Origin of the sequence: Candidatus Nitrotoga sp. AM1P (genome assembly GCF_013168275.1) — a bacterium.
Taxonomy (GTDB): domain Bacteria; phylum Pseudomonadota; class Gammaproteobacteria; order Burkholderiales; family Gallionellaceae; genus Nitrotoga.
In genome coordinates this window covers 338,601-363,174 of the sequence record NZ_AP019547.1, presented here as the reverse complement: position 1 = coordinate 363,174, position 24,574 = coordinate 338,601, and the positions used below count along the sequence as shown (strand labels likewise).

18 protein-coding genes and 1 CRISPR repeat array (1 of these 19 running past the window's edge) are annotated in these 24,574 nt (G+C 49.3%); of the genes, 2 read left to right on the top strand and 16 right to left on the bottom strand.

Annotated features, from left to right (window positions below):
* A CRISPR array of direct repeats spans window positions 1-1,153; the repeat unit is 37 nt; unit sequence GTTTCAATCCTCGCCCGTCCCGAAGGACGGGCGCTAC (it extends 3,391 nt beyond the left edge of the window).
* Between the two features lie 178 nt (window positions 1,154-1,331).
* From cas2 to W01_RS01620, 14 genes are all read right to left on the bottom strand, one after another.
* On the bottom strand, window positions 1,332-1,622 hold the full coding sequence (cas2, locus tag W01_RS01685; protein ID WP_173051912.1) for a CRISPR-associated endonuclease Cas2: 291 nt from the start codon (window positions 1,620-1,622) through the stop codon (window positions 1,332-1,334).
* A gap of 5 nt (window positions 1,623-1,627) precedes the next feature.
* Window positions 1,628-2,665, bottom strand: coding sequence for a type I-C CRISPR-associated endonuclease Cas1c (cas1c, locus tag W01_RS01680; protein ID WP_173051911.1), 1,038 nt, complete (start codon window positions 2,663-2,665; stop codon window positions 1,628-1,630).
* Window positions 2,666-2,667: 2 nt separating this feature from the next.
* Window positions 2,668-3,294, bottom strand: coding sequence for a CRISPR-associated protein Cas4 (gene cas4 / locus W01_RS01675; protein ID WP_173051910.1), 627 nt, complete (start codon window positions 3,292-3,294; stop codon window positions 2,668-2,670).
* Window positions 3,295-3,303: 9 nt separating this feature from the next.
* Window positions 3,304-3,693, bottom strand: a complete 390-nt coding sequence (locus W01_RS01670; protein ID WP_173051909.1) for a HEPN domain-containing protein — start codon at window positions 3,691-3,693, stop codon at window positions 3,304-3,306.
* A complete protein-coding gene (locus W01_RS01665; protein WP_173051908.1) occupies window positions 3,680-4,027 on the bottom strand; it encodes a nucleotidyltransferase domain-containing protein in 348 nt (115 codons plus the stop codon). The genes W01_RS01670 and W01_RS01665 overlap by 14 nt, the downstream gene beginning before the upstream one ends.
* Entirely contained in the window at window positions 4,024-5,034 is a 1,011-nt protein-coding gene (cas7c, locus tag W01_RS01660) for a type I-C CRISPR-associated protein Cas7/Csd2 (RefSeq protein ID WP_173051907.1), read from the bottom strand. Before cas7c ends, W01_RS01665 begins: the two co-directional genes overlap by 4 nt.
* Entirely contained in the window at window positions 5,031-6,788 is a 1,758-nt protein-coding gene (gene cas8c, locus W01_RS01655; RefSeq protein ID WP_173051906.1) for a type I-C CRISPR-associated protein Cas8c/Csd1, read from the bottom strand. The genes cas7c and cas8c overlap by 4 nt, the downstream gene beginning before the upstream one ends.
* A gap of 2 nt (window positions 6,789-6,790) precedes the next feature.
* Window positions 6,791-7,546 carry a type I-C CRISPR-associated protein Cas5c gene (gene cas5c, locus W01_RS01650; RefSeq protein ID WP_198421316.1) on the bottom strand — a complete coding sequence of 252 codons (756 nt, stop codon included), beginning with the start codon at window positions 7,544-7,546 and terminating at the stop codon, window positions 6,791-6,793.
* 9 nt (window positions 7,547-7,555) lie between these two features.
* Window positions 7,556-9,841 carry a CRISPR-associated helicase Cas3' gene (gene cas3 / locus W01_RS01645; protein ID WP_173051905.1) on the bottom strand — a complete coding sequence of 762 codons (2,286 nt, stop codon included), beginning with the start codon at window positions 9,839-9,841 and terminating at the stop codon, window positions 7,556-7,558.
* A gap of 373 nt (window positions 9,842-10,214) precedes the next feature.
* On the bottom strand, window positions 10,215-10,715 hold the full coding sequence (locus W01_RS01640) for a TlpA family protein disulfide reductase (protein ID WP_173051904.1): 501 nt from the start codon (window positions 10,713-10,715) through the stop codon (window positions 10,215-10,217).
* Window positions 10,712-11,995, bottom strand: a complete 1,284-nt coding sequence (locus W01_RS01635) for a sialidase family protein (RefSeq protein ID WP_173051903.1) — start codon at window positions 11,993-11,995, stop codon at window positions 10,712-10,714. The genes W01_RS01640 and W01_RS01635 overlap by 4 nt, the downstream gene beginning before the upstream one ends.
* A 338-nt stretch (window positions 11,996-12,333) precedes the next feature.
* The gene (locus W01_RS01630) at window positions 12,334-14,403 is read right to left on the bottom strand and encodes a TonB-dependent receptor family protein (protein WP_173051902.1); all 2,070 of its coding nucleotides are present in this window, start codon (window positions 14,401-14,403) and stop codon (window positions 12,334-12,336) included.
* Between the two features lie 250 nt (window positions 14,404-14,653).
* Window positions 14,654-17,167, bottom strand: coding sequence for a TonB-dependent receptor (locus W01_RS01625; protein ID WP_242007008.1), 2,514 nt, complete (start codon window positions 17,165-17,167; stop codon window positions 14,654-14,656).
* A 51-nt stretch (window positions 17,168-17,218) separates the two neighbouring features.
* A complete protein-coding gene (locus W01_RS01620) occupies window positions 17,219-17,542 on the bottom strand; it encodes a DUF2946 family protein (RefSeq protein ID WP_173051901.1) in 324 nt (107 codons plus the stop codon).
* Window positions 17,543-18,030: 488 nt separating this feature from the next.
* Between W01_RS01620 and W01_RS01615 the strand changes: the two genes are divergently transcribed.
* Entirely contained in the window at window positions 18,031-19,044 is a 1,014-nt protein-coding gene (locus W01_RS01615; RefSeq protein ID WP_242007007.1) for an MlaA family lipoprotein, read from the top strand.
* Between the two features lie 121 nt (window positions 19,045-19,165).
* Here W01_RS01615 and htpX read toward each other — a convergent pair whose 3' ends face one another.
* Window positions 19,166-20,041, bottom strand: coding sequence for a protease HtpX (htpX, locus tag W01_RS01610; protein WP_173051900.1), 876 nt, complete (start codon window positions 20,039-20,041; stop codon window positions 19,166-19,168).
* Between the two features lie 206 nt (window positions 20,042-20,247).
* Between htpX and W01_RS01605 the strand changes: the two genes are divergently transcribed.
* Window positions 20,248-21,063, top strand: coding sequence for a hypothetical protein (locus tag W01_RS01605; RefSeq protein ID WP_173051899.1), 816 nt, complete (start codon window positions 20,248-20,250; stop codon window positions 21,061-21,063).
* Between the two features lie 384 nt (window positions 21,064-21,447).
* On the opposite strand, the gene W01_RS01600 is transcribed toward W01_RS01605, so the two are convergent.
* Window positions 21,448-24,552, bottom strand: a complete 3,105-nt coding sequence (locus W01_RS01600; RefSeq protein ID WP_173051898.1) for an efflux RND transporter permease subunit — start codon at window positions 24,550-24,552, stop codon at window positions 21,448-21,450.
* Between the last annotated feature and the right edge of the window lie 22 nt (window positions 24,553-24,574).

Below are 24,574 nucleotides of genomic sequence, written 5' to 3'. Positions count from 1 at the left end.
GGGCGCTACCAGGCTCGAAAAAGATTGGCGTACATTTACATATGTTTCAATCCTCGCCCGTCCCGAAGGACGGGCGCTACCATTAGCCATGAAAAGATCGTAGACTTGTGTCTGGTTTCAATCCTCGCCCGTCCCGAAGGACGGGCGCTACTCAATGTCAATGTTGCATTCAAGAGTTGAAAAATGTTTCAATCCTCGCCCGTCCCGAAGGACGGGCGCTACCGAACGTCTGAAAATAGCCATCACGTGCAATCTGACGTTTCAATCCTCGCCCGTCCCGAAGGACGGGCGCTACTCAGGCTTTCCCGTGAGCGTATCAGCACCATTTAGGTTTCAATCCTCGCCCGTCCCGAAGGACGGGCGCTACGGCTGGCCTATACCGCGCCGGTTTATGATGAGTTGTTTCAATCCTCGCCCGTCCCGAAGGACGGGCGCTACGTCAGGCTTTCCCGTGAGCGTATCAGCACCATTTAGGTTTCAATCCTCGCCCGTCCCGAAGGACGGGCGCTACATGTTCGGTTTTGGCGTGATGGTCGGCAAATAATGTTTCAATCCTCGCCCGTCCCGAAGGACGGGCGCTACTTCATGGGCTGATAAAGATCGGCAATTGATTATTGTTTCAATCCTCGCCCGTCCCGAAGGACGGGCGCTACTCCGCCGCTCTTGGATTCCTCGGATTCACCATATGTTTCAATCCTCGCCCGTCCCGAAGGACGGGCGCTACCGGCGTTCGCCGGGGTAGGTGACATATTGAATATGTTTCAATCCTCGCCCGTCCCGAAGGACGGGCGCTACCATGCTGGTTTTGCAAATCAGCAACGGTTATTTTTGTTTCAATCCTCGCCCGTCCCGAAGGACGGGCGCTACGAATTTGTCATCAAACTTGGAAACATGCTCGATGCGTTTCAATCCTCGCCCGTCCCGAAGGACGGGCGCTACCCCCCGCAAACATGCCAACCAAAATAAAACACATGTTTCAATCCTCGCCCGTCCCGAAGGACGGGCGCTACTGAAATGAAAAACGTCCCATACAGCCAAAAGTTAGTTTCAATCCTCGCCCGTCCCGAAGGACGGGCGCTACACATGGTCGCCCTTTGACCAGGAGGATTAAGAGTTGTTTCAATCCTCGCCCGTCCCGAAGGACGGGCGCTACAGTCCGCTTACAACATCATGACTTTCAACGTTGAAAAGCGCACTTTGCGCGAACCCTCTGTTCTCAAGCAACAGAGAGCCCGTACAATCAAACGACGAAAGCAGGAAATCCTCCTTCGTCAATATATTAGCCACAACGCGAACCTGCCGTGTTTGTGCCGTTGCTACGGGTTCGCGCGTCATATTACCAACGTCCCTTCAAAGTCCACAGCTTGGAAATTCCCATACTCCTTGATGTGCAACTCCACCGGTTCGGTCAAGCGATATAAGCGCAGGCTATCTTCTTTTTCGTCTATCTCGGCAAGCAGTCGCCGTTCTAATTCTTCAAGCTGCATTTGATTAACCTTGCACTCAAACACAGAATTTTGCACTCGTTGCCCAGTGCTTTCGCAAACTTTCGCGACACGACGCAGCCGTTTACGTCCGGCAGCGGTGATAGTGGATACATCGTAAGTAATAATAATCAGCATAGTAGTTAACGGTAAAGAAACGGCAGATAGCCTTCCATTTCCCCGCGCAGAGTGCGCGCCATAAAGCGCGCTTGCAGCAACGGTATCAGACCAATCGGTACCTTGGTTTCAAGCAAAGGATGCATCACCTCTTCCTGTTTGCGTTCTTGATAGGCGACCACCACGGTACGGCGTGCATCGCCTTCAAGCAATACCGCGCCCCCTTCACGTTCGGCAAAATCATTGGGGCCAATCTGCCCCCGGTTAATCAACGTAAGGGCCAGCCGGTCAGCGAAAATGGCACGAAACTCTTCCATCAAATCCAGTGCGAGTGCAGCGCGTCCCGGGCGAACGGTATGCAAGAAGCCAAGCTGAGGATCAAGACCCACCGCCTCCAGCGCAGAACGGCAGTCGTTCATCAACATGGAGTAGAGAAAAGAAAGTAGCGCATTGAATCGATCACGCGGTGGCCGACGAGTGCGTCCATCCATGGTGAACTTGTCACGTACCTCGCGCTTGACCAACAGCGACAACGCGGCGAAATAATTTTTTGCCGCATCGCCTTCAATGCCGCGCACCACATCCAAATCAGGGGCGTGAGACAGGTTGCGCAACGAATTGGAGAGTCTCTCGGTTGCCGCCGCGAGTGCGCTGCTATCCTCAACATCACCTGCTTCACGTGCGCCGCGCAGCAAGACTTGACGGGCATTACGCAACTTCCCGGCAATCGTACTCTGAGCAATACCCAGCGCAAATTTTGCATCTAGTGCCAAGCGATGCTGCGCCTGCCGCAACAAGATATTGCCGGAAACCGAGCCTTCCAGACGCGCCTTGAATCGTCCCTGATTATTCAGCAACACCAGGCTGATGCCATCATCCGCACAGCGATGCATCAACGCAGGTGAAAGCATGATATTACCCAGACATATCACACTACCCAGATGATGCAGCGGTACCTGTAACTTCTTCTCGCGCTCCACTTCCACCCGCACCGTATCGTTCTCCAGATGGAGGTAAGAATTTGGTGTCATGACGTAGAGTGTGTTAAGCAACTGGCGCGCCATTTTTATATACCCTCCGGCTCGAACAAAGTTTCCAGCAGACTATGCTGCACCGCACGTTCAGCGACCGCGTGAGGCTGGCAAATTTCTATCAACGAACAATCCTTACAGCGCGCGTCATTGACCGGAGGCGGCAACTTGCCTGAATTCATCATAATGCGAATGGCGGCAACAGTGTCTTCTACCTGCTGCCGCAACTCAGGCGTGATGGCAATCTCGCGGCGACGCCGCGATGTATGGTGATAGATCGCGCCATGCGTGATGACCTTACCAGTCATTTCTTCCAGACACAAAGCTTGCGCCGCCAGTTGCAAATCATCATTAAGGCGCTTTTTGCGTGCCCCATGCTTGTATTCCACCGGATAAATATTGCCATCCGTCCAGAATTCCACCACATCACATTTACCGATTAACCCAAGCTGTTCAGACCATATAGGCAAGGCATATTCAGCCCGCGCGCCTTCGCGAGTTGTCACGTATCCTATTTGATCGACACGCTCATGCTCAGCGTTGCCGCGTGAAGTGTGAATATTGTCGGAAAATTCGTTTTCCAAATAAATCAAACCACAACGTCTCGGGCAATAGGTATATTGATTGAGGGCAGAAACGTTGATGGGTTCAATATCAGCCATGGAAGCCACTTAAGCGGCAATCCTCTGTTCAACATGCGTCAATAATTCACGCACATTTTCAATTTCTATCGCACGGTTGATAGGTTCGTCCAGGTCGGATATGCCCTCTTCGTAGCGCGCTTGTACCGCAAACATAGTGAACTGAACTAGCGGCCAAAACTTCTCTACATCCGCACCATGATTCTCCAACAGGACAAGTAATCGTGCCAGTTCGTGCGTCAGTGGATAAATATCCTCGTTGACACACAGCCATGCTTTCAAGGCCTTTTCGACCGCCTGCTGAACATGGAGACCAAAAATCTCATCGGCAAATAATGAATTTTCTTGCATACCGATGAGTGCATTGAAATCCTTGTACGCCATGCGCAACATGGAACGGGCTTGTTCAAGGTCGGCCATGAAGCACCCTTCCTTCACGATGCGCCCTTCCGACAACATGGTTCAAGGAATTTTTCCAGCGCTCGAATTCATCCCTACTGTATAAGAGAATGTCCTTGGAAATAGCCAGCTCCCTTAATGCCATATACAAGCGCGCCGCTTCTTTTCGACGACTACGCTGGGGCGAAAACGGCTCCGTTTCAACTACGAGCAAATCAACATCGGAATCGGAGCGTGCATCACCTCGCGCACGGGAACCAAAGAGAATAATAGTCTCAGGTGAAACTTCACGCACAATGGTTTCCACCATTTTGGTTAGCAGTGCTTCGTCGTAACTGGAATGGATTGGGGTCATTTTGCCGCCGAGATATTTATTAAACCGCAATTATCATCGCCTGTCCAAAGTTCCACCCCTTTCGGTAAGCGGAAAGCATGAGGGGTAACTGTGTAATCCGAAAAGGCGCGAGGTGAACCAGATGAACCTTCTCGATAAGCAACCTCAATAATGGCATTTTCGACTTTGCGATCAGGTGTAGAAAAGTCTAGCAGTCGTTGCGCAGGCGCACAACCGAGCATCGCTTGACGCACACGCTGGGTTGCATCGCTGTCGGTGCCAACGTGCTTGAACACATACAACCCTCGACAGGACATTACGCCTTTTGAGGCAGAGCGGTCGTGATCCCACATACCTTTCAGTGCATCCCACAGATGAGTGAGGTCGTTGTCTGAAAAACCAGTACCTTGAGCAAGACTAGCAGAAACAAAACCTTTGGCGACATAAAGACCATAGGGGATAAGTGATTTTCGACCCATGGTTCTGAGCTTGTCTTCTTCCTGCTTGCCTTCCCATGCTTCGTAATCAGCTTTGGTTTTGGCACCAGCCACTTTTTCAGCCACAGCCATGCGGGTAATGGAAGCATCCATCGGCAGAATTGGGTCAATGGAACGCGAGAAAGCAACCTGTACTGGGCCACGCACCTGTCCAGCGTTTGGGCCTGTGGACATGACTGCGCCAAAGGTACGCACATCGAAAAACTGTTGGCACATCCAGTTGCGAGCATTCCCAACCTGCGTCCTGTTTCCCCCTCCAGCGGGAGCACCGCCTGTAGCTTCGTGCGCTGCTGTAATCTGTTTGTTAAGATTGGTTGAATGCTCGATAAAAATAGCATTGGGCGCTTCATTACCGAAGGCTGTCTGAATATAGTTGCGCACCCGCCGTTTGATAGCTACGTCGGAAACCAGCCCGTGCATATCTTCCGGGTCAATGCGCGGGCTGTTACCAGCGTCCGGATCGCCGTTCGGATTGCCGTTTTCGCAATCGAATAGATAGAGGAATTCGTAACGGTTTTGAATGGTGCTCATTGCTTTTCTCCTTGTGCAGTTTCGTTAGTTTTTTTGCCTTCACGTAGCGCGGCGAGTTGCTGGTAATAGCCGAGGGCAAACAGCCCTTGGCCGTTAAGGTCGAGTATGCGCGGCGCACCGTCACCCAAGCGCCCCATCACATCGGCAATCTGACTTTCGTACCAGTAGGCCAATCCGCCTTCGAGCTTGCCCAAGTGGTTGCATGCGTTTCTAACCAAACGCCCGATAATCAGCCCAGGTGTCTGGCTGGCGGCAGCATAGTAGCGTTGCACCACGCCTGCGCCTACATCGCCAAGTGCCGCGCGTTGCAGGTTGGCAAGTATGGCGAGCAGTCGCCCGCAATGGTAAGCGGGTGCAGGGTGGTCGGGATTGAGATAGGCCGTCATGGTTGTGTTACCTCCTGAGTTGAGTCGAACGAAATAGGCTTTAATGAGACCCATGCGAGCATGGTTGAACGGGGGTTGGTCTTTATCAACTAGATCAGTGCGAAAACGTGCCAGTGCTTGCGCCATGATGGGTTGCGGGATGGGCAGACGCTGGATAGCAGTTTTCCAAAGTGTGGCGGCGGTGGGTGCGGGCAAATCCTTGAGATCGCGCACCAGCGCCCAACACACCGCTATAAACTTGGGATCGTTGGCTGACCCGTTGCCGTCGCGGGCAACAATGGCGAGGTCGGCAAACCACGCCTCGACATTACTCACCAAATTCTCGAAAGGTCCTTCCAGCCAGTCGCGCACCATTACTCGCCCGGATGCGCCGGAGAGCGTCAACGCATAATAATGATTGTTACTCAAATCCGCGCGCGTACCGCTACGGATAGCATCGAGCAAGCGTCGCGCTGCACCCTGTGCAGAAGCTTCTTTTAGCTCTTGAGATTCGAAGTCATTGAGCCATTCCAGCATGTCCTCCTGCGGGATAACCTGCTCCTTGAACCAATGAACCACCAGCGCGTTGGCAAGTTTACGCGAATGGTTACGTATCAAGTCGTTGAGGCCGTCCACATATTTCTGCGCAGCTTCGGCACTCATGGCTGCGTTGGCAGATTGATTCAGACCGAAAGAGCCGAAAGCGTCCTTGTCAAAACCGACCATCACATCCCCCATGCTCAAACCACCAACGCCAGATAGACCAGTGATTTTTGGTTGGGTCAACAAAGGCTGAGTAGCCTCACCAGTGAGGAAGCATACCATTGCGCCATTGACAGCATTGCCTGGAATAGGAGCCGCATCGGGTAATTCGCCGCCCATGTCCGCCTTGCGCCATTCGCGCCACCATGCCTGAACAGTTTTGTCCTCGCGCGGATCAATGCCGTCAATCCGAAAACTGAGCCAATCGGCAGGCTTGGCCTTTCTATCGGTCAGTGCCCCACGTATATCTTTGAGGCAAGCTTCATTTTTCAGCGCGTTTACCAACGCACTGAGTACCGGAGCAGAATCGCTAGCCTTACCTAACATGTCAACAAAAAACCCGTGCTTATCTTCAGTACCGGCAATTTTCTTTGCTTCCTCGTTGGCTTTGAACATGAGCGCCACTGTCTGCACAGTCTCCACCAGAAAGTGAGACTTGCCGCCCGCATTCATGGCGTGCATATCCGGGCAACGGTGATGCATCGCTCCGCGTTTTCCATCACCCAATGGCAGCACGTTGAGAAAACGTCCGTCTGTGGCAAGTTCGATGCACCAGCGCACTTCGCGGGTTTTGAAGCCGGGTTCGGAGTCGAGACCGTTTCCGTAATCCATCAGTGCTTGCAGCATGGCTATTGGCCTCCCGATTTCTTTACTGCCTCGCTGTCGAATGGTGGCACTTCCAGCACACCGTTACGCACATGGGCATCGAACAGAGTTATGAAAGGCTTGTCACTGAAACGCACAGCCTCTTTCCGTAAATCAAACACGTCGTAAAGCATGAAACCCAAGTGCTGATCCAAGACGGCGGGAGGATGGTCGTTTGCGTTTTGCGATTCAACGTATTCAAAAAACGCGGGAAACTCACGGCAACCAAAATAAGGTTGCTGAAAACATTTTCCCTGCTTAGCGCGACGCTCAAATTGACTGTTGAATTTTCCGTAGTCGGAGGCAAAGCCGGTCTTGGGAACAATTTGCGCGGTAATTCGATAACGCACGTTTTTGAGTGCCATTGTCTGGCGTTGGGTGCGCCCCGTGCTTTCATCGTTACCGTCAGCCCAAAGCGGTTCGGCTTGTTCCTTGCCTGACATCCACTTGTTGAGCGTTGCTGTACCGGGGACACATCCTTTCACTTCGTTGCGCCGCAAAGCAATGTAACGTGGTAGTTCCATCACCTCGATGCGCTTGACTTGCCAGTGAAAATAGGGGCGCATGATGGTTTCCTTACCTTGCTTTTCCCGGATGCCATCCCAGTAGATCGCATCAAAAATTCCGCGTGCAGCCGAGGGAGTAATAACCGGATATGAAAATCGTTCAACCTTCATTTCGGGGCGGGTGAAACAGGCGAGATCGCCCCAGACTTCCAATGTGTGCATGCCGTTTGCCATGTGTCCTCCTTATGCAATAAAAACCTGCTCACCCTTGGGCGGATTCAATCCAAGGGTGTCGTCATAATAATCCCCTTCGAGGATAAACCACTCGTCAGATGTGCCACCACGCCTGAGCTTCGCCGGGATTACCCAAGCGGGTGGCTCATCTATTGTCTGGTAAATGCTAACAGCAAGTCCCTGTGCGCGGCGCATCCACTTAGCGGAGATGCCTTCCCGTTCGGCTTCGCTACGCAATGTATCAAACTCATCCCACCGATCTGCCCATGGAACCAAAACCTGAATGGAGTTCTGGTCGATGAGGCGGTAGTGCTTGGCAACCTCTGGAAAGTCCAGTGCCGTGATTGCATCGTTCAATACTTGATTCAGGTTGGCCGGATTGTTCAGATCATAAAGTCGCCGGTAATAGTCGCGGAACAGAGCAGGATCGTTGATATTCAGATCACCGTGCAGGGTTAGCATCGTTCGTGTGACTTCAGCGGCTTGATAGTAGGCGTGCGTGGGATAACATCGCCGCAGGTTTTCTTCGGCGTTTGGCTCAAACACCACCACCTTGCCCAAACGGCCTTGCTCATTGAGTTTGCCTTCACGGTTGCAACGTCCGGCGGCTTGGGCAATGGCTTCCAGCGGCGCGAGTGCGCGATAAACCAAAGGGAAGTCGAGATCAACACCGGCTTCGACGCATTGTGTGGAAATCAAGCGGCAAGGTTTTCCATACTTGAGATGTTTCCGTACTCGATTCAAGACAGTGCGACGATGTTCGGCACACATGTTGGTGGAAAGATGGAACAATCCTTCCGTTCCAGTTAGCTCATCAAGCAGGGCGAGGACATGCCGCTTGAGGTTGACAACACACAAAACCTGCTTTGCGCTATCGCTACGCAAGTCGGCGGCCAATTCAGCCCAGCTACGTTTTTCTCCATTCTTCGGCCATGAAACCTTTACCCGTTCCAACACGCGGAACATCTCAGCGTGTCCCGGCACAGCTTCTTCAGGTTGCCAGCCTTGCGCAGCGTGCTTTGTCACCGCTGCGTGCAGTGTGTCAAAGGCGGGTTGGGTGGCGGTGGCAAAAACCACGCTCGAACGGTAGGCCGATGACAGGTGCGATAATGCCGCAAGCGTAGGCACCACAAGGCCTGCCGGTAAGCTTTGTGCTTCGTCAAACAGAATCACCGACTCCATCAGATTGTGCAGTTTGCGACAGGAGGATGGGCGGTTGGAAAACAAAGATTCGAGCAGTTGCACATTGGTGGTCAACACAATCGGTGCATCCCAGTTCTCAGCCAGCAGTCGGCGCTGACATTCGCTTGCGCCTTCGGCATCATGCCGCTCCACTTCAACCCCTAACCCGGCCAAGCTGTGGTGTTCCAGCACAAAGTTGTCCGGGAAAGATTTGAATACCTTCCGATATTCGCGCGCTGTTTGTTCAATGACTGATAGGAACGGCACTGCCAGAACGACGCGTTTCAGGTTATTCCTCGCTGCATGTTCAAGCGCGAATTTGAGCATAGCCAGTGTCTTGCCGGAGCCGGTGGGGGCTGTCAGCGTGAACAAGCCTGACTGCATTTTTCCTGCACGCTCCGCCACACTCCAAAGGTCCTGCCGCGCCTGCCGCACCTCTGTTTGCGCACTAGTAGTATTTCGCAGTTTCGCCATGTGGGCATCGAGTGCTGCAAGAGCCGCGCTGGCATCCAACTTCGGCCCTTCAGGACGAGCGTACTTGCCTTGCGCATCCCCCTCGAAGTGCGCCTCGGTGTCAAGAAAGTCGGCATCCACTAAACACGAGAAGAGCATCCGCACATCAAGCATGGAAGAGACGGCTTGTGCCATTTTTTTGGGAGATAACGCTGTTTGAGCGGGTGCATGGAAGAGCAATCCATCTGCCTCAGCACGCTGTTTGAGTCGCAAGTGGTCGTCATCACTCAGGTCAAGTCCGAATGGATGGTTTTGCGTGAGACTCTGGGGATTCATCAAGCGTAAAGAATTCCAGTTTTGCAATCCAACATGATGTCCCTGAATCGCAAGTGCAGCGGCAATGGCTCGATGTTCGGCCAGCGCCACCCACGCTCCCTGCGACCAGTGATCAAGACCAGAATCCTGTCCTTTTAATCGCGCTTGAAAACGGTCAGCGTATTTACCCAGATCGTGCAACAACCCGGCCAGAGCAGCTTCGGCCGCCCACGGTTGTACGCCGCTAAACTCCCTAGCTCGCTGGCTTACGCACTCCAAATGCTCAGCAAGCGGGTGCCACTTGTTTGCACGGTTGGCACTATGGGCAAAGTAAGGGATGGTCACTATTTATCTTCTCGTAAACAGTATTTTAATTATCGGATCGATTGCTATGCTAACACCACCACTGCCTTAACACGTGAGCCTTCCATTGTTATTTATCTGCAGCGCCCCAGCGCATTTACAGATGCTCCGCTACGCTATTTCGCAGGTTTTTTGGTATGATGACCTCAACATCAGCGCCATATTGAAAATGTTCATCACCAGTTCGCGCGGGTCGGAGGAGAGGATGTGCAATTCGTAGTTGTCGTCTTCGAGGAAGCGACCTTGTTGTTATTCAGCAATGTCAACTGCCAGAACTTGGTTGATGCGTCCGCTAATATGTAACCTATGGGACTTGAGATTGAACTGGTAACAGTTAAAATTCTGTGTCGAGTTTTTATTCGTTCTTTTTGCTTGTGCGTATCCATCGCTCAATTTGCGCATAATCCAACTTGCCGCTTAACGCTAAGGCGTGCCCTTGCGCATCGTAAAAATAGGTGCGGGGCAGCTCTCCATACCATTGCGTATCCACTTCGTAACGCAAGCGCTCAACGAAACTGTCGGCAAAAACCCAGGATTCAGCTTTTTTCAGAGGGTATTTTTGTAGCGTGCGCGCAATTTCCTTCATTTGGTCCGGGGTATCAGTTGAAATCAGTACTAAATCGAGGTTATGGTATTTTTTCGATAGTTTGCCGAACAGCACCATATCGTCGTGGCAATATGTGCAATCGAGAGACCATAAACTGATAATGAAAGGTTTACCCACACGGGCTGAAACAATTTCCTGATAACTGCCGCGCACAAAATGTTTGGCTATTTGTGCAGCCGAGGAATAAGCAGAACTTAAGCACAACAATAAACCGAACAGACATTGAATTATCGTGCCACCGGACTTCATTGTGCGGTCTCAGCTAAATTAATAAGTCGGTAGCCTTCTTTGTCGGTATTCCAGGAGAGATAGTTTTTATTGCCATCACTGACCAGGAATGGGTAATCTGAAGTGCCAGTGGTTGAGGCAATTTTTTTGGAAGCCGACCAGAGGTTACCCCCATCAATGGAATGTATCAGATAGATGCCAGTAGCCATGCCATCAAATTCTTTCCAGACGATAAAAACGCGTTGGCCCAGACTCAAAACATGTGGGTGTGAGGCTTGCGCCTGGAAATTTCCAAAATTTAATGGACGAGAAAAATGCTTGCCTTGATCGGAAGAGTGAGAATAGAACAACCCGTGCTGTTCCGATGAGTTGCTGAACCAAACAAAATGATAATTACCGTCGTTAGCAATGGATATTGCTGGGCCATGGTGAGGGCAGGCATCAACTTCCCAGTTTTCGTAACTTAGGCGGATAGGTTGAGACTTGCCATCAAGCCGCATCATGGCATGGTCGCGTATGTTCTTACCGAAAATATGCCGCCACACAATAATCGGGGTGCCATCCTTATCCATTGCCATCGCCACGCGGCAGCATTCGCAGGAATGATCGGCGGCTTTAATGTTGGTATGAAAAGTTTTGCCTTCATCATCAGAAAGGGCGTAGTAGATCGCTAGCCCACTGTATTTTGCCCCATTTTTTGTAGCGATTGAGATATCGCGCTTGTCCAGCCAGGCGATGTAAATCTGGCCGCGCTCGTTTACACCCATTGCGTCGAAACTGTGGGTTATCGAATCCAGATTGTTATTGACCGTAATGGGTGCGGAAAAGCTTTTTCCTCCATCTACCGAGCGGCTGAAACGGATATTGCCGGCAAAAGGCGTCTCCAGGTTCCGGGTGTAGGAAATGTAGACGTTGCCATTGCTTCCTACCAGAATTTTTGGACGGTTCTCACCTACCGCGGCCACTAACTCAGATTCTGTATTAACAGGAACTGGCGTGCTGAAGGTTTTTCCCTGATTATCAGACTGACTCACCATTACATGACCATCTTTCACGGATGCCTGCCACAGCTTGCCGCTGGCATCAAACGTGGCGGCGACCGCAAGCGGCTGGCGGGCAAGTGCGGTTTTCCATATCTTTGCCATATCTTGGGGATTCGCAGAGCCATGACCTGAATGGTCTGCAGCCATGCACATTCCATTGATCGCCAAACAGAAAATCAATCCGACCCAACGACAATGGCCAAACAACCAGGCACTTAACCGCTGACGCCAAATCTCCAGTCTAATTGTATTATTCATGATGCAACCCAGAAACCCGGTAATACATAACAATCATTATGCTATGGAACGTAACCCAAAATGAAAACTTCATGAAGATCTTCCTAGAATTTATATTGCAAATTGGCAACAAATGTGCGTTATGGAAATGGGTAAAAAAGAGTGTGTTTGTAGTCATTAATATTTTCGATCTCCATTGTTGCGTTCCAGTTTTTGTTTACTTTATAGTTTGCATGGACATCGATGACTACAAAGCTGTCAAACGATCTATAAATATTAGAGGTTTTACTAGTATCTATTCATATCCCTAATTGACAACCAACTTCAGCATATTAGCTTATGCAATTAAGCACTAGACATTAAAATCTCCATTGCGCACCGGTATAGACTGAACGGCCATCCCCAGGCAGAAATAGAGCGCCATCAGCACCGCCTTGATTAAGTACCACGCTGGTGGTGGCTACATATTTACGGTCAGCAAGATTGCGCCCTTCCAGGAACCAGGAAAGTCGCTTGGTCAATTGCTGGCCCATCTTTAAACCAAAAATGGTATAACCATCTGCATAAACGGTCTCTGCAAAATCGACCGCATATCGATGTGGTGAAGTTTCAATAGTGGGGCCAATATAGAAACCACCTGAGCGATACTTCAACTCACCGCGCAACAAGGTTCTGGGTATACCTGGCAGACGGCGATTGCCATAAGTGCGATCATCATCAAAGCGAAATTCGTTAATTAACAGATTTTGGCGCCATTCCAGATTGAAAGGTAGGCGTGCTGTCAACCCCATTTCAAGGCCAGCATGTATTGTTCGAGAAGCATTAGTAGTTTGTGCCACCGGAACTGGATTATTACCGCCCGCAAAAACAGCAGTCTGCAATAACTCATTGCTCAATCGTGCATGATAAGCGGAGATGTCCCAATCAATATTTTTGCTGTTACCACGTGTACCCATTTCAAAAGTAGTGCCGCTTTGAGCTTTAACAATGTTGGGTTTTAAACCTCCCGCCAGTTCGCCAAATGAAGGGGGCTCGAAACTGCGCGAAAGATTTGCATAAGATTGCACATTGGGAAGATGGTTATACAAGAGTCCAATTTTAGGGCTGGTTTGAGTATAGTTTGCATTGAAACTTTCATTTTGAGCTGGCGTATCGAAAAATTTGTCAATATATTCTCGTTTGGACTTGGTATATTGCACGCCGGTAATCACGGCGAGTTTGGGCAATACAAATAAGCGGTTCTCAGCATAGAACCCCATATTGGTAGCAATCTGATCAGATTTGTTGGTGCGACCACCCCGGTTGCCTTTATTGTTTACCCAGCGATCTTCCTGTGTGATACCTCGGGTAGGGGTAAAGCCAAGCACGAATTCGTTCTTATAACCGAATAGCTGACTATCGTTTACTAGGCGCACTTCTAGGCCGTAATCATGATTATCCTGATCCAGCACTTGAAAAATAGGGTGGAATAGGTTTTTTTCAGAGTAGAAAGCACCAATTTCCAGACGGGTATTACCCATACGTAATGTGGTTTTGTTGGCTATGCGCAATAACTCAATATCACGTTTTTGTTGCAGGGTGGTAGGGCTCAGAAACGCTCGGCTTGGGTCAATCTTCAATTGAGCTTTAGTCAGATTACCTGGCAATTCAGAGTCACTATTCGCGTAACCAAGATAAAAACGGGTTTCTAAATCAGGGTTGAACCGATAGCCAATATTCGCATTTGTCCGTTTTGCATTTTGTTTAGCAAATTCCCTATAACCATCTTGGCTGAAGGTGCTTGCATTGATGAAATAATCCAGGTCACCGACAACACCACCGGTAGCAACGCCGAAACGTTTATAGTCAAAACTGCCAATTTCTGCACGTGTTTCAAATCTTGGTGCATCGTAACCTGTAGGAGAAACAAAATTGATTGCACCGCCCAGGTTAGTCGCTCCATAACGAAGTGCATTGGCTCCGCGATAAACTTCAATATAACGAGTGGACAGCGGTTCGATTGCCTGAAAATCAAAACTGCCATCAGCTTGATTAACTGGGATACCGTCTTGCATCAGCTTGATACCACGGCCATGAAATGTACGTTGCAGTCCTGACCCCCGTATAGATAAGCGTGTCTCTTCAGCTCCAAATCGAGACTGAGCAAATACACCTGTGGCAAGTCCTAAAGTATCGGCAAAATTTGATACTCGACCTTCGCGAACCTTTTCGGCATCTACAATAGCCACACCACCAGCGGTTTGATTAATTTCGTTGGTAGCTCGCTTGATATCTGGCTGAGTCAATGATGCACCCAGCTTGTCACGTTCAGCTGTCACATTGACTGTGGGGAGAGTTGGCTCAAAATCTTTTACTATATGGTCTGCATATGCGAGGCAGGGTAATGCAGCCAAGATTAATAAATACTGTGATTTGTAGCCAGACCTCATAAATTATCCCTCTAAATTTTGCTAGCAAAACCCACGCCGTAGCACTGAGTTTTACACGGTACACTCAACATAAATCCAAAATCACTAATCACAGTTACATCAGTTGCTAACCGACTAACCCGCTCACCAATAATATTGGAGCGCGATGTTAACTTAATGTTAAGACTGGGGGAATGTGACAAATTGTCGCACCCTGTTGGATGCGACATCATCATGTTCATGCTGTCGAATGAATCTTGTTATAGGAAATCTAGAAATTGGCACGTACACCGAGAAGAAAACCACGCCCCGGCAACGGGGCGATTTCCTTCAAAAATGAGGTATGTGTTCGTGCTTCCTGATTGAAAAGATTGTTGCCTTTGATGTACGCATCCCAGCTTACTGCTTGCGTCTTAAAGCGATAGTTAAACGTGGTGTTGGTCAGCGTGTAGCCAGGGGTGGACAATTCATTCTCTGCGACTCGATCCTGCTTGAAAGAATGGGAAACATCGAGCCTCGTACTGAATTTACCAAGTTGGTAATCAAGGCCCGCGCCAAGACGCATGGGAGAAATGCGCGGCAATGACTCGCCCGTGTCGCTGTTTTTCGCCCGCACAGAGTCGCCGCGCAGATTGAGATCGAGATTACCTGTTTTTTCATATATCCGAAATTTTCCTTCCGCCTCAAAACCATGAAACTCAGCCTTCACCGCACGAAATAAAGCCTCCGTAAGCTCTTCCTGCTCCTGACCACTTTTAATCAACGCAATGTAGTTCTGGAAGCGTGTGTAGAAACCACTGATACTTGCTGAATGCGGTCCTGAACGCCAGCGCAGTTGTACATCAGCACCGTTCGATTTTTCCTTAGAAAGCATTGTGTCACCCACCTCGAACTGTCCCGTTGCTACATGCCTGCCATTCGCAAATAGCTCGGCATAGGTCGGCACACGCTCGGTATGCGAAAGATTTGCAGCCAAGGTAACCTTCGGACTGAAGGTGTAGAGTGCGCCTAAGGCGCCGCTATTGGCTGAAAACTTGCGTGCCTGGGCAGCACCAAAGCGCGTCGTTGTTGGGCTATCCCCGGCCGATTCTACTGTGGTATGTTCGTTACGGCCCCCTGCAGTAAATTTTACATTACCGAATGTGGCTTCCTCATAAATGAAAAGCGCTTTGGCGTCTGTATTGACTTTCGGCAGAAATGCCTCCGCGCCGAGCGCCTCAAAATCAGCATTTGAAAGCTGCACACCGAAGGCGCCGGTGAATGGCCCCAACTTGGCGTGAGTTGCGTCTACCCGTGTTTCATACCCCTTGTTTTTGAACGTGGTTGCAATTTCACCCTTATCCAACTCATTGTGCAGATAGTCGGTATAGCCATATTTGAATTTCACTTCCTGAACGAAGGTGCCCAGTTCGCGCACTTCCCCCGCCACACCTAACCGTTTGCTGTTCATGTCGACCCGTACATCCGGTTCCACCACGGTACCGTAGTTCGATTGCATATCGCTATATGAGAGGCCGATATATCCCTTGTTCAAAGTGAGGGAAGCGCCCACAGCACCGCTATCGCTCTTCAATGAGCTATTGGGCAAACGTCCATAAGGCTGTTCAACTGTAAGGCCATCCAAAGTACGTTGTCGGTCTGATCGGGCAAAATCAGGAATACGGAGATCGTCAGTTCGGCGTGAAGCGATGTCAGCGTGAAGTGCAACCAAGCCATTGCCGCCTTCCAGTACGGCTGCACCGCTGCGCTCATTGGCGGCACCGCCCATCCGAGGTTCAACGCGGCCCATCAAGCCTTCGATGGGTGATTGGGGAATACGATTGTCTAGCGTATTCACTACACCTCCGACTGCGGAACCGCCATACATCAGTGTTGCAGGGCCGCGCACCACTTCGATCCGATCTACCACCAACGGCTCTACGGTTGTAGCATGATCAGGGCTCAAGGCCGAAACATCGAGCATGCCGACACCGTTCTGCATTATCCGTACACGATCACCGTCCAGGCCACGAATGACGGGACGGCTCGCGTTTGGGCCAAAGTAGGTGGAACTGACGCCCGGGAGTTTAGAAAGCGTTTCACCTAAAGTACTCTCTTGCCGAAACGATAAATCTTTTCCGCTGAGCACAGAAACAGGTGATACGAGATCAAACAGCGCGCTTCCCAACGGGTTGGCGGTAACAACAATTGGCGGCAATATGATTGCTTCATTCTCTGCTTGCTCCGTAGCCACAACCTGCGGCGACAACATGACGGGAGGAATAATTGCGGCCGGTGCGGCTACCACGACCGGCGGCGGAACGACAGGATGGGTCATAGCAAAATTTGGGACTGGAGTCGCAACAGTTTCGGGTGTGCCTTCTTTCCCTGGCCTCTTCAATTCTGCTTGCTCCAGGCTTAGTCGCCTGGCTTGGAGCTGCTTACCTTTGTCATTGAGTTGCGCAGCACCTAATAGCACTTTGACATTTTTATCTACGCCTTGACCCACTCTTATTTCCTGCTCGAATACGCGATTACTCAAAGCATCCACTTTCTTGTGAACTTCCAACTTCAACTTGCCAGCGGGAATCATTAAACTCAATGGACATTTGCCCTTAAATTTATCATTGATAAAGATTTCGGCGCCCCTGTCCTCATCTTTACAAGTAACACTAAGCATGGAATCAGCCGCGTGGGCTTTAGCGGATGCTATAAAAGCCAAAAATAGCAGGGGTATTAAGTAAATGGATTTCCTCGTCGCGGCATAAGTGAATAGCGCCGCGCCAAGTATGACGTGCATAAACATAGTAATTCTCCAAAAATAAATGACACAACCTCGCGTTATAACGAGGCAGTCTTATGCAATTTCTTGGAGAAAATCAGGCGGGCCACGCGCAACAGCGATAAGGGGTTGGTTGGAACGGAATGTAATGGCGTTAAACCATACCGTTCCGCTCGGAATAACGGTAACTGCGAAGGAAGGGGGAGAGCTGCCAAGTACGCCACCCAGTTGTGTATAAGCCGCACAATACCCACACGCTGATGAATGCGGTGTGTGCTTATCATGCTGCTGACCATGCTCAGCAAGAGCATGCTGCAAAGCATGCATAGTTCCACCTTGCTGGGCAAAAAACAACAGCAAGGTAAGGAGTAACGGAAAAAACGCACGGGAAAATTGCATGATGCGGTCAACCTTAACAAAGATTGAAAGATGGTGCAAGATGCGGGCGATCTTGTAAGATAATGAAATGTCTGTTTCTTATAGTACGGACTAATTGCTAATGATGTGAATAACAGATTGTGGATTTGATTTTGATTTCGGGAAAGACCTAAGGAGACGCTGATTAATTCAAAATTTCGCGGAATTTCGCGCGTAACAAATTTACTTTTAAATGTGTGAAATTCTGAAACGCGAGTTAATCAGCGCCTCCCTAAATAAATAAATATAGATGTGCTGAACGTAACACGCTACCTGACCCCAGTCACTTAATGTAGCATCTGTGCAGTTAAAACGCGGGATAAGTGTATAATTACCAGTAAAGCAGCTGGATTGAGCAAACCATCCAAACGGCCACAATTCTATGCAGGTAGCGAGATAGTAAATCCATTCGGGATGGTACTATCTGAGCAATATCTAGATACTTGCGACTATTGGCATTGCGACTATAATTGCATCAAATAAACTCACTTTCAATGATTTTCATGTCCTCAACTAGAATTTATTTATTGCTTGTCAGCCTTGCATTAGGTGGCTGTGCTTCAACCCAGGGGGAAAGAAATCCGCAAGACCCACTTGAACCTTTTAACCGGAGTATGTATAAATTTAACGATACGGTGGACAAGGCTGTATTGAAACCGGTAGCGAAAGGCTATAGCACCATCATCCCGGAACCCGGGAAAATCATGATAACAAATTTTTTCTCGAACCTGGATGACATCCTTGTCACTATAAACGACCTGCTACAATTAAAATTTGCTCAAGCTGCATCTGATGGCACACGCGTATTGTTCAACTCAACGTTTGGGATTTTAGGTTTATTTAACATTACTGATCGACTTGAAAAACACAACGAAGACTTCGGTCAGACTTTAGGTTACTGGGGTATCGGCAGTGGGCCTTACGTCGTCCTCCCATTCTTTGGCCCCAGAACTGTTCGCGATAGCATCGGCTTGTATGTGGATAGTTATGCCAGCCCAATTCGCCTTATTCCTAATATACCTACACGTAACACAATGTATGTAACACGGACGATCAATCTCCGGGCCGGGCTATTGGATCAGGAAAAAATATTGGAAGAAGCCGCTATTGACCGTTATGCCTTTACCCGTGATGCCTATTTGCAACAACGTCAAAGCTTAGTATATGACGGTAATCCGCCTCGTGAAAAATTCGATGACGAGGAAAATGGTGATACGCCGGATAAAACTTCTATCGAAGATAAACAAGAAAATTCACAGCCAGCCGTAGGTGATACACCTAAGCCAGAAGTAGTCGATACACCTGTTTCACACGGCATGGAATCACCAGCGCAACAGCCATCGAGTGATACTGCGTCTTCGAGTGACCCTGCATCTAGCGTGCAGCAGCCAACAGAAATGGTGACGCCTGCTGACACAACTTTTAACCCGTATAGAATGGAACAACCAATGCCCACAACAACAGAAAATCCCGTGCTAAATTAAAGGGGAATTCTGATATTGATCCAAACTCGATCTTACTCTAATTAAAATAGAATACGGCTTATTGGTCGTACCTTCGCTCTATTAGCCAGCTCTTCCGGCAACCTCCGAAAATAAAGTTAACTTAACGTCCTGCGCGTAATGCCTCAATACGCTCATCAAGAGACGGATGGGTACTAAATAATTTGGCTAAACCACCCCCACCCGCGATACCAAATGCTGCCATCTGCTCGGGCAGAGTAGCCTGTTCGTGATTAATTTTCAGCTTCTCCAATGCAGCGATCATCTTATTACGCCCTGCCAGATTTGCCCCCCCTGCATCGGCGCGAAATTCGCGCTGGCGCGAAAACCACATAACAATAATGCTGGCCAGGATGCCCAGCACCATTTGTGCAATGATGTTAGTAATCCAGTAAGCTGGGCCATATTCACGCTCAGTCTTGAACACCAAACGATCCACTAGATGACCAATGATTCTGGAGAAAAAGATTACAAAAGTGTTGACTACTCCCTGTATAAGCGCAAGCGTTATCATATCGCCGTTGGCAACGTGGCTGATCTCGTGCGCTAACACAGCTTCCGCCTCATCCCGACTCATGTTATGCAACAAGCCGGTACTTACCGCCACTAGTGCATTGTTGCGATTCCAGCCGGTAGCAAAAGCATTTACGTCTGGTGCTTCATAGATCGCTACTTCAGGCATGCCGATTCCCGCAGCTTGCGCCTGCTTACGTACTGTTTCCACCAGCCAGCGCTCAGTAGGATCAATCGGATTAGAAATGACCTGTGCTCCAACCATCCGCTTGGCCGACCATTTGGACAGGAACAACGAGATTATCGAGCCAGCAAAACCCATCACTGCCGACATGACCAGGAGAGCATTGAAATTGATACCACCGCTATCATTCAATATTTTGTCAATACCCAGCAAGCGTAAGGTAATACTGATGACAAAAAGTACAGCCAAATTGGTCAGAATAAACAGAAAAATTCGTTTCATATATATGCCTCTCTTAAACTGAAAATATGGGATGCAATTTCTTGTGTTTGCACATCGTAGTGCTTAATGTTGGGGTAATGAGCAATATTTCAAGGGGTACACACCAATGCAAGTTATTATTATAAAATGTACTTAATCGCAGACAAATAAATTCCCAGAGTGAGGATACAAATGTCATTAGAAACCAATAAAACTGTGCGCACAAAATGCAAGAATTGCTAGATCATCCGGCCGTACAGGGCGGTCTCGCTCCCTTCGTCATCGCACTGATAGTGGCAGAATTATTACAGCGCTTACGCTTAAGCGGTTTAGCGATTATTGCCGGGTTTGCTATTACTGTTTACTTGGTGAGTGGCTTCTCTTTTGAACCACTCACCTCTGCACGCAAAATCGTGCTGCTGGGCCTGCTCTCTGCACTACTTGCTCTAACGTTATTACAATTCAATTGGCGTCCACTACGCTTGATCCTCACTATAGCGGGCGGTATTGCGACAGTGTGGATGGCGTTGCGCATTTTACAACAGCAGGATATGACGCATATGTTGCTTTGGAGTGGCGGGTGCGCTTTATATGTCGGCTGGTTGATATTCTGGATGGATACATTACATGAATCACCCGTACGAGCAGGAAGTGCAGGCATGGCACTGGGATTGGGCACGGGTGGATCTGCATTGCTTGGTGCATCTGCTCTGCTCGGCCAGTTCGGTTTAGCTCTGGGTGCGGCGGCAAGTGCTTACCTTCTACTCCAAGCAATATCTAACAGCCGATTACCATGTGGACGTAGCTTTACCCTGCCCTTGTCACTCATCGCCGGATTGACTGGCTGTCTCGCAGTGCTGACCGCACAGTTGCCATGGTATGCTTTAACTGTGCTGGCAGGAATTCCACTGGCTGCCAAAATTCCAGTCTCCGAAAAAATGGGGCTATGGTTACAATCACTATTACTATCTATTGCCACCTTAGCCTGCGCGGCAGGTGCTACCTACATAACTTGGTATGTGGCAGGTGCACCGCCTTTTTAATCGGATAGGATAAAGACCTCGCTACCCGCTCTCTCACCTCACTGTGCATAAGGTGCAGTCCTTAAGCCTGGATGAGGGCAACGTTCCCATTTTGCGCGGATAACTTGCTTGCTGTGGGATCGGTCTACCACTGCGTGAATAGCTGCGGGCTTGTGTGAAACTAGATTTAAAAGGCATCCAAACTGCCACAGACGAAAGACAACGTAGTCACCTATCTGCCCGTCCCAGATATATCACGCCTTATATCCAATTTTTATTCATCGACCCGCAGCTTTAAATTCAGTTTTCTTCAAACCTAGCCTCGTGACAACGCCCTTCCCGTTCTCATGACTTTCAGCTCTTCGAAAACCCGATTATCAGACTTCCACTGACATAATCTCTGAGTTACAAACCAGGAATTTTTTGAGAGGAATTAGTTTCTTCAGCAAATACGGAGAACAACAGGGGCAGTAATAACAAAGTGAATAAGGTAGCGGAAACAATCCCACCGACGATCACCACAGCGAAAGGGCGCTGTGTTTCCGAGCCTATACCATGAGAGAGCGCGGCGGGTAACAGACCGATACCGGCCATCAGCGCGGTCATCAGGATAGGACGTAGACGTGCCACCGCACCTTCCAGTACGCTCTCATACATCTCTTTGCCATTACGTAAACCTTCCATGAATTGCTCTACCATGATCACACCGTTTTGAACTGAGATGCCTGCCACGGCAATGAATCCGACGGCGGCCGAAACGGACAGGTGGAGCCCCGCGAATCCAAGTCCGGCAATCCCTCCGATCAGCGTGAAAGGCACCATCAAGATTACCAAAAGCGCTTTACGCATGGAGCGAAATGCCCAGAACAGCAATATAAAAATCATCAGTATTGACAACGGTACAATGATTTTGAGTCGTTTGATTGCACGTTGCTGATTTTCAAATTGCCCACCCCAAATCATGCTGTAGCCAGGCGGAAGCTTCACCTGTGCGTTCACTTTTGCCATTGCTTCATCAACAAAGCTGCCTTGGTCGCGTCCGAGCAAATTGGCTTTTACTGCGACTAATCGCCCACCTGCTTCACGCCCAACCCGAGCTGCTCCCTGCCGCACTGCAATTTCAGCAATTGAGCCCAAGGGTAAAGTTCCTCCGGCAGGTAATGTTATCGGTAAATCGGCAAGGTCATCTACGGCGTCCCGGTATGGCTTATCCAGACGCAGGGTCACATCGAAACGTCGACTTTCTTCGTAAAAAATGTTGACTGTGCTACCTGCCATAGCGATTTTTATGGTGTTATTCACGTCATTGACATTGATGCCATAACGCGCCATTCGATTGCGATCGAGTGTAATATTTAATTCGGTTTGCCCGCCAACTTTAATTGCGGCTACGTCAGCCGCTCCACGAATACCATTAAGGATATGGGCGACCTGTTCCGATTTATCTTCAAGAATTTCTAAATCAGAACCAAAAATCTTAACCGAGATTTCGCCCTTTACACCAGATAACGCTTCCTCCACATTATCTTGAATGACTTGCGAAAAATTCGTCGGGACGCCGGGAATAGCGCGAATTTTTTTGGTCATGTCCGCAATTAATGCTTCTTTATCGACAAAATGCCATGTGTCATGCGGATTAAGATCAGCCATAATTTCCAGATTGTTCGGCCCCTTCGGATCAGTACCATCGTCGGGACGACCCACTTGAGTGGTGACATTATTTACCTCGGGATAGGAATTCAGGATAGCGCGCACCTGACGTTCAACATCCTTGGTTTTATCTAATGCAGTTGCTGGCGGCAAGCTGATAGTCAGCCAGATGTTGCCTTCGTCCAGCTTGGGTAGAAATTCACTCCCCAGAAAAGGGACTGCCATAAGTGTGATAGCAAGCACACAGGTGGAAACAACGACGATGCTTTTACGACGATTACCTGCCCACAACAACAAGTTTCGATAGTGCCCTTGCAGTTTGTGCATCCAATCACTGTGCTTTTCGGCAAGATCTTTATTTTTCACCGCATAGCTCAATAACGTAGGCAATAATGTCAGTGTCAACAAAATTGCACCTATAAGAGCGAACGTCAGGGTAAGCGCAACGGGCGTGAAAATTTTTCCTTCTACGCGCTGAAAGGTGAATATCGGCAAAAAAGCCAATATAATTATTGCCTTGGAGAACAAGATTGGATGCCCCATCTCAATGCTGGTTTGTTTTATGAGATGTAAACGCCAGCCATAAGTTTGATGCTGCGGCAATGCACCCGCCTTGGCTAGAGCAAGCTTGACCATCAGCGCTTCGATCAAAACGACTGCACTATCAATTATGATTCCGAAGTCCACCGCGCCGAGCGAAATCAAGTTGGCTGACACGCCTCCGTGATCAAGCAGGATAAATGCAAACAACATTGCCAGCGGAATAATCACCGCCACGGCAAGCGCCGCATACCAGTTGCGCAGAAATAATATCAGGATGGCTATAACTAATATCGCGCCAACAATCAGATTTTCACTCACAGTGCGAACTGCATGGCGAACCAAGTCAGTTCTGTCATAGTAAGGGACAATTTTCACCCCGGGTGGCAATTTTGGTGTAAGTTGTGCAATACGAATTTTGAGGGCTTCCACGATCCTGGTGGCATTTTGCCCTTTGGTCATCTGTACGATACCTTGCACTACGTTGTCGTAATCATTGAAGGCCACAATACCGGAGCGCGGCCGTTCACCAATAACTACCTCACCGACATCACTAACCAGCACGGTCTTGCCATCCTTGGCCATAATTACTACCCGCGCAATGTCACCTGTAGTTTTAAACAACCCGATACTGCGCACCACCAATGCCTCATCACCTCGCTTCAGCACACCGCCACCGCCATTATTACTATTAATACTAAGGGCTTGTGCTACCTGATCGAGCGTTACATTAAATTTGCGTAAAAGAAAGGGATTGATATGAACTTGATATTCTTTCACCGTGCCGCCAAAACTGACTACATCTGCTACACCTGGAACTTGGCGTAACGCGGGACGTAACACCCAGTCCTGTAGTGCGCGCACCTCGTTGGGCGGCATGCCTTTAGGTACTTCCAGCACATAACGATAAACTTCACCTACCGCGTTCGTGAGAGGGGCCAGACTGGGTTGCACGCCAGGAGGCAAGCTGATGTTCTGTAGTTTTTCCAGTACTTGGTGACGTGCAAAATAATCATCTGTGCGGTCGGAAAAAGTAAGCGTAATTACTGACAAGCCAGTAATAGATACAGAACGCAATTGTGTCATGCGTGGAACGCCGCTCATTTCGCGCTCAATCGGTAACGTTATGCTGCGCTCTACCTCCTCGGGAGCTTGCCCCAAAGCTTGAGTAACAATCTGTACCTGGACATCCTGCACATCAGGAAATGCTTCAATCGGCAGATTTTCGATGGCCTGCCAACCGGCAATCATCAGTACACATGTGCCGGCGAGCACAAACATGCGCTGGTGCAGTGCGAATGTAATTAACTTTTCTAACATTGCTTCTCTAACATTTGATTAG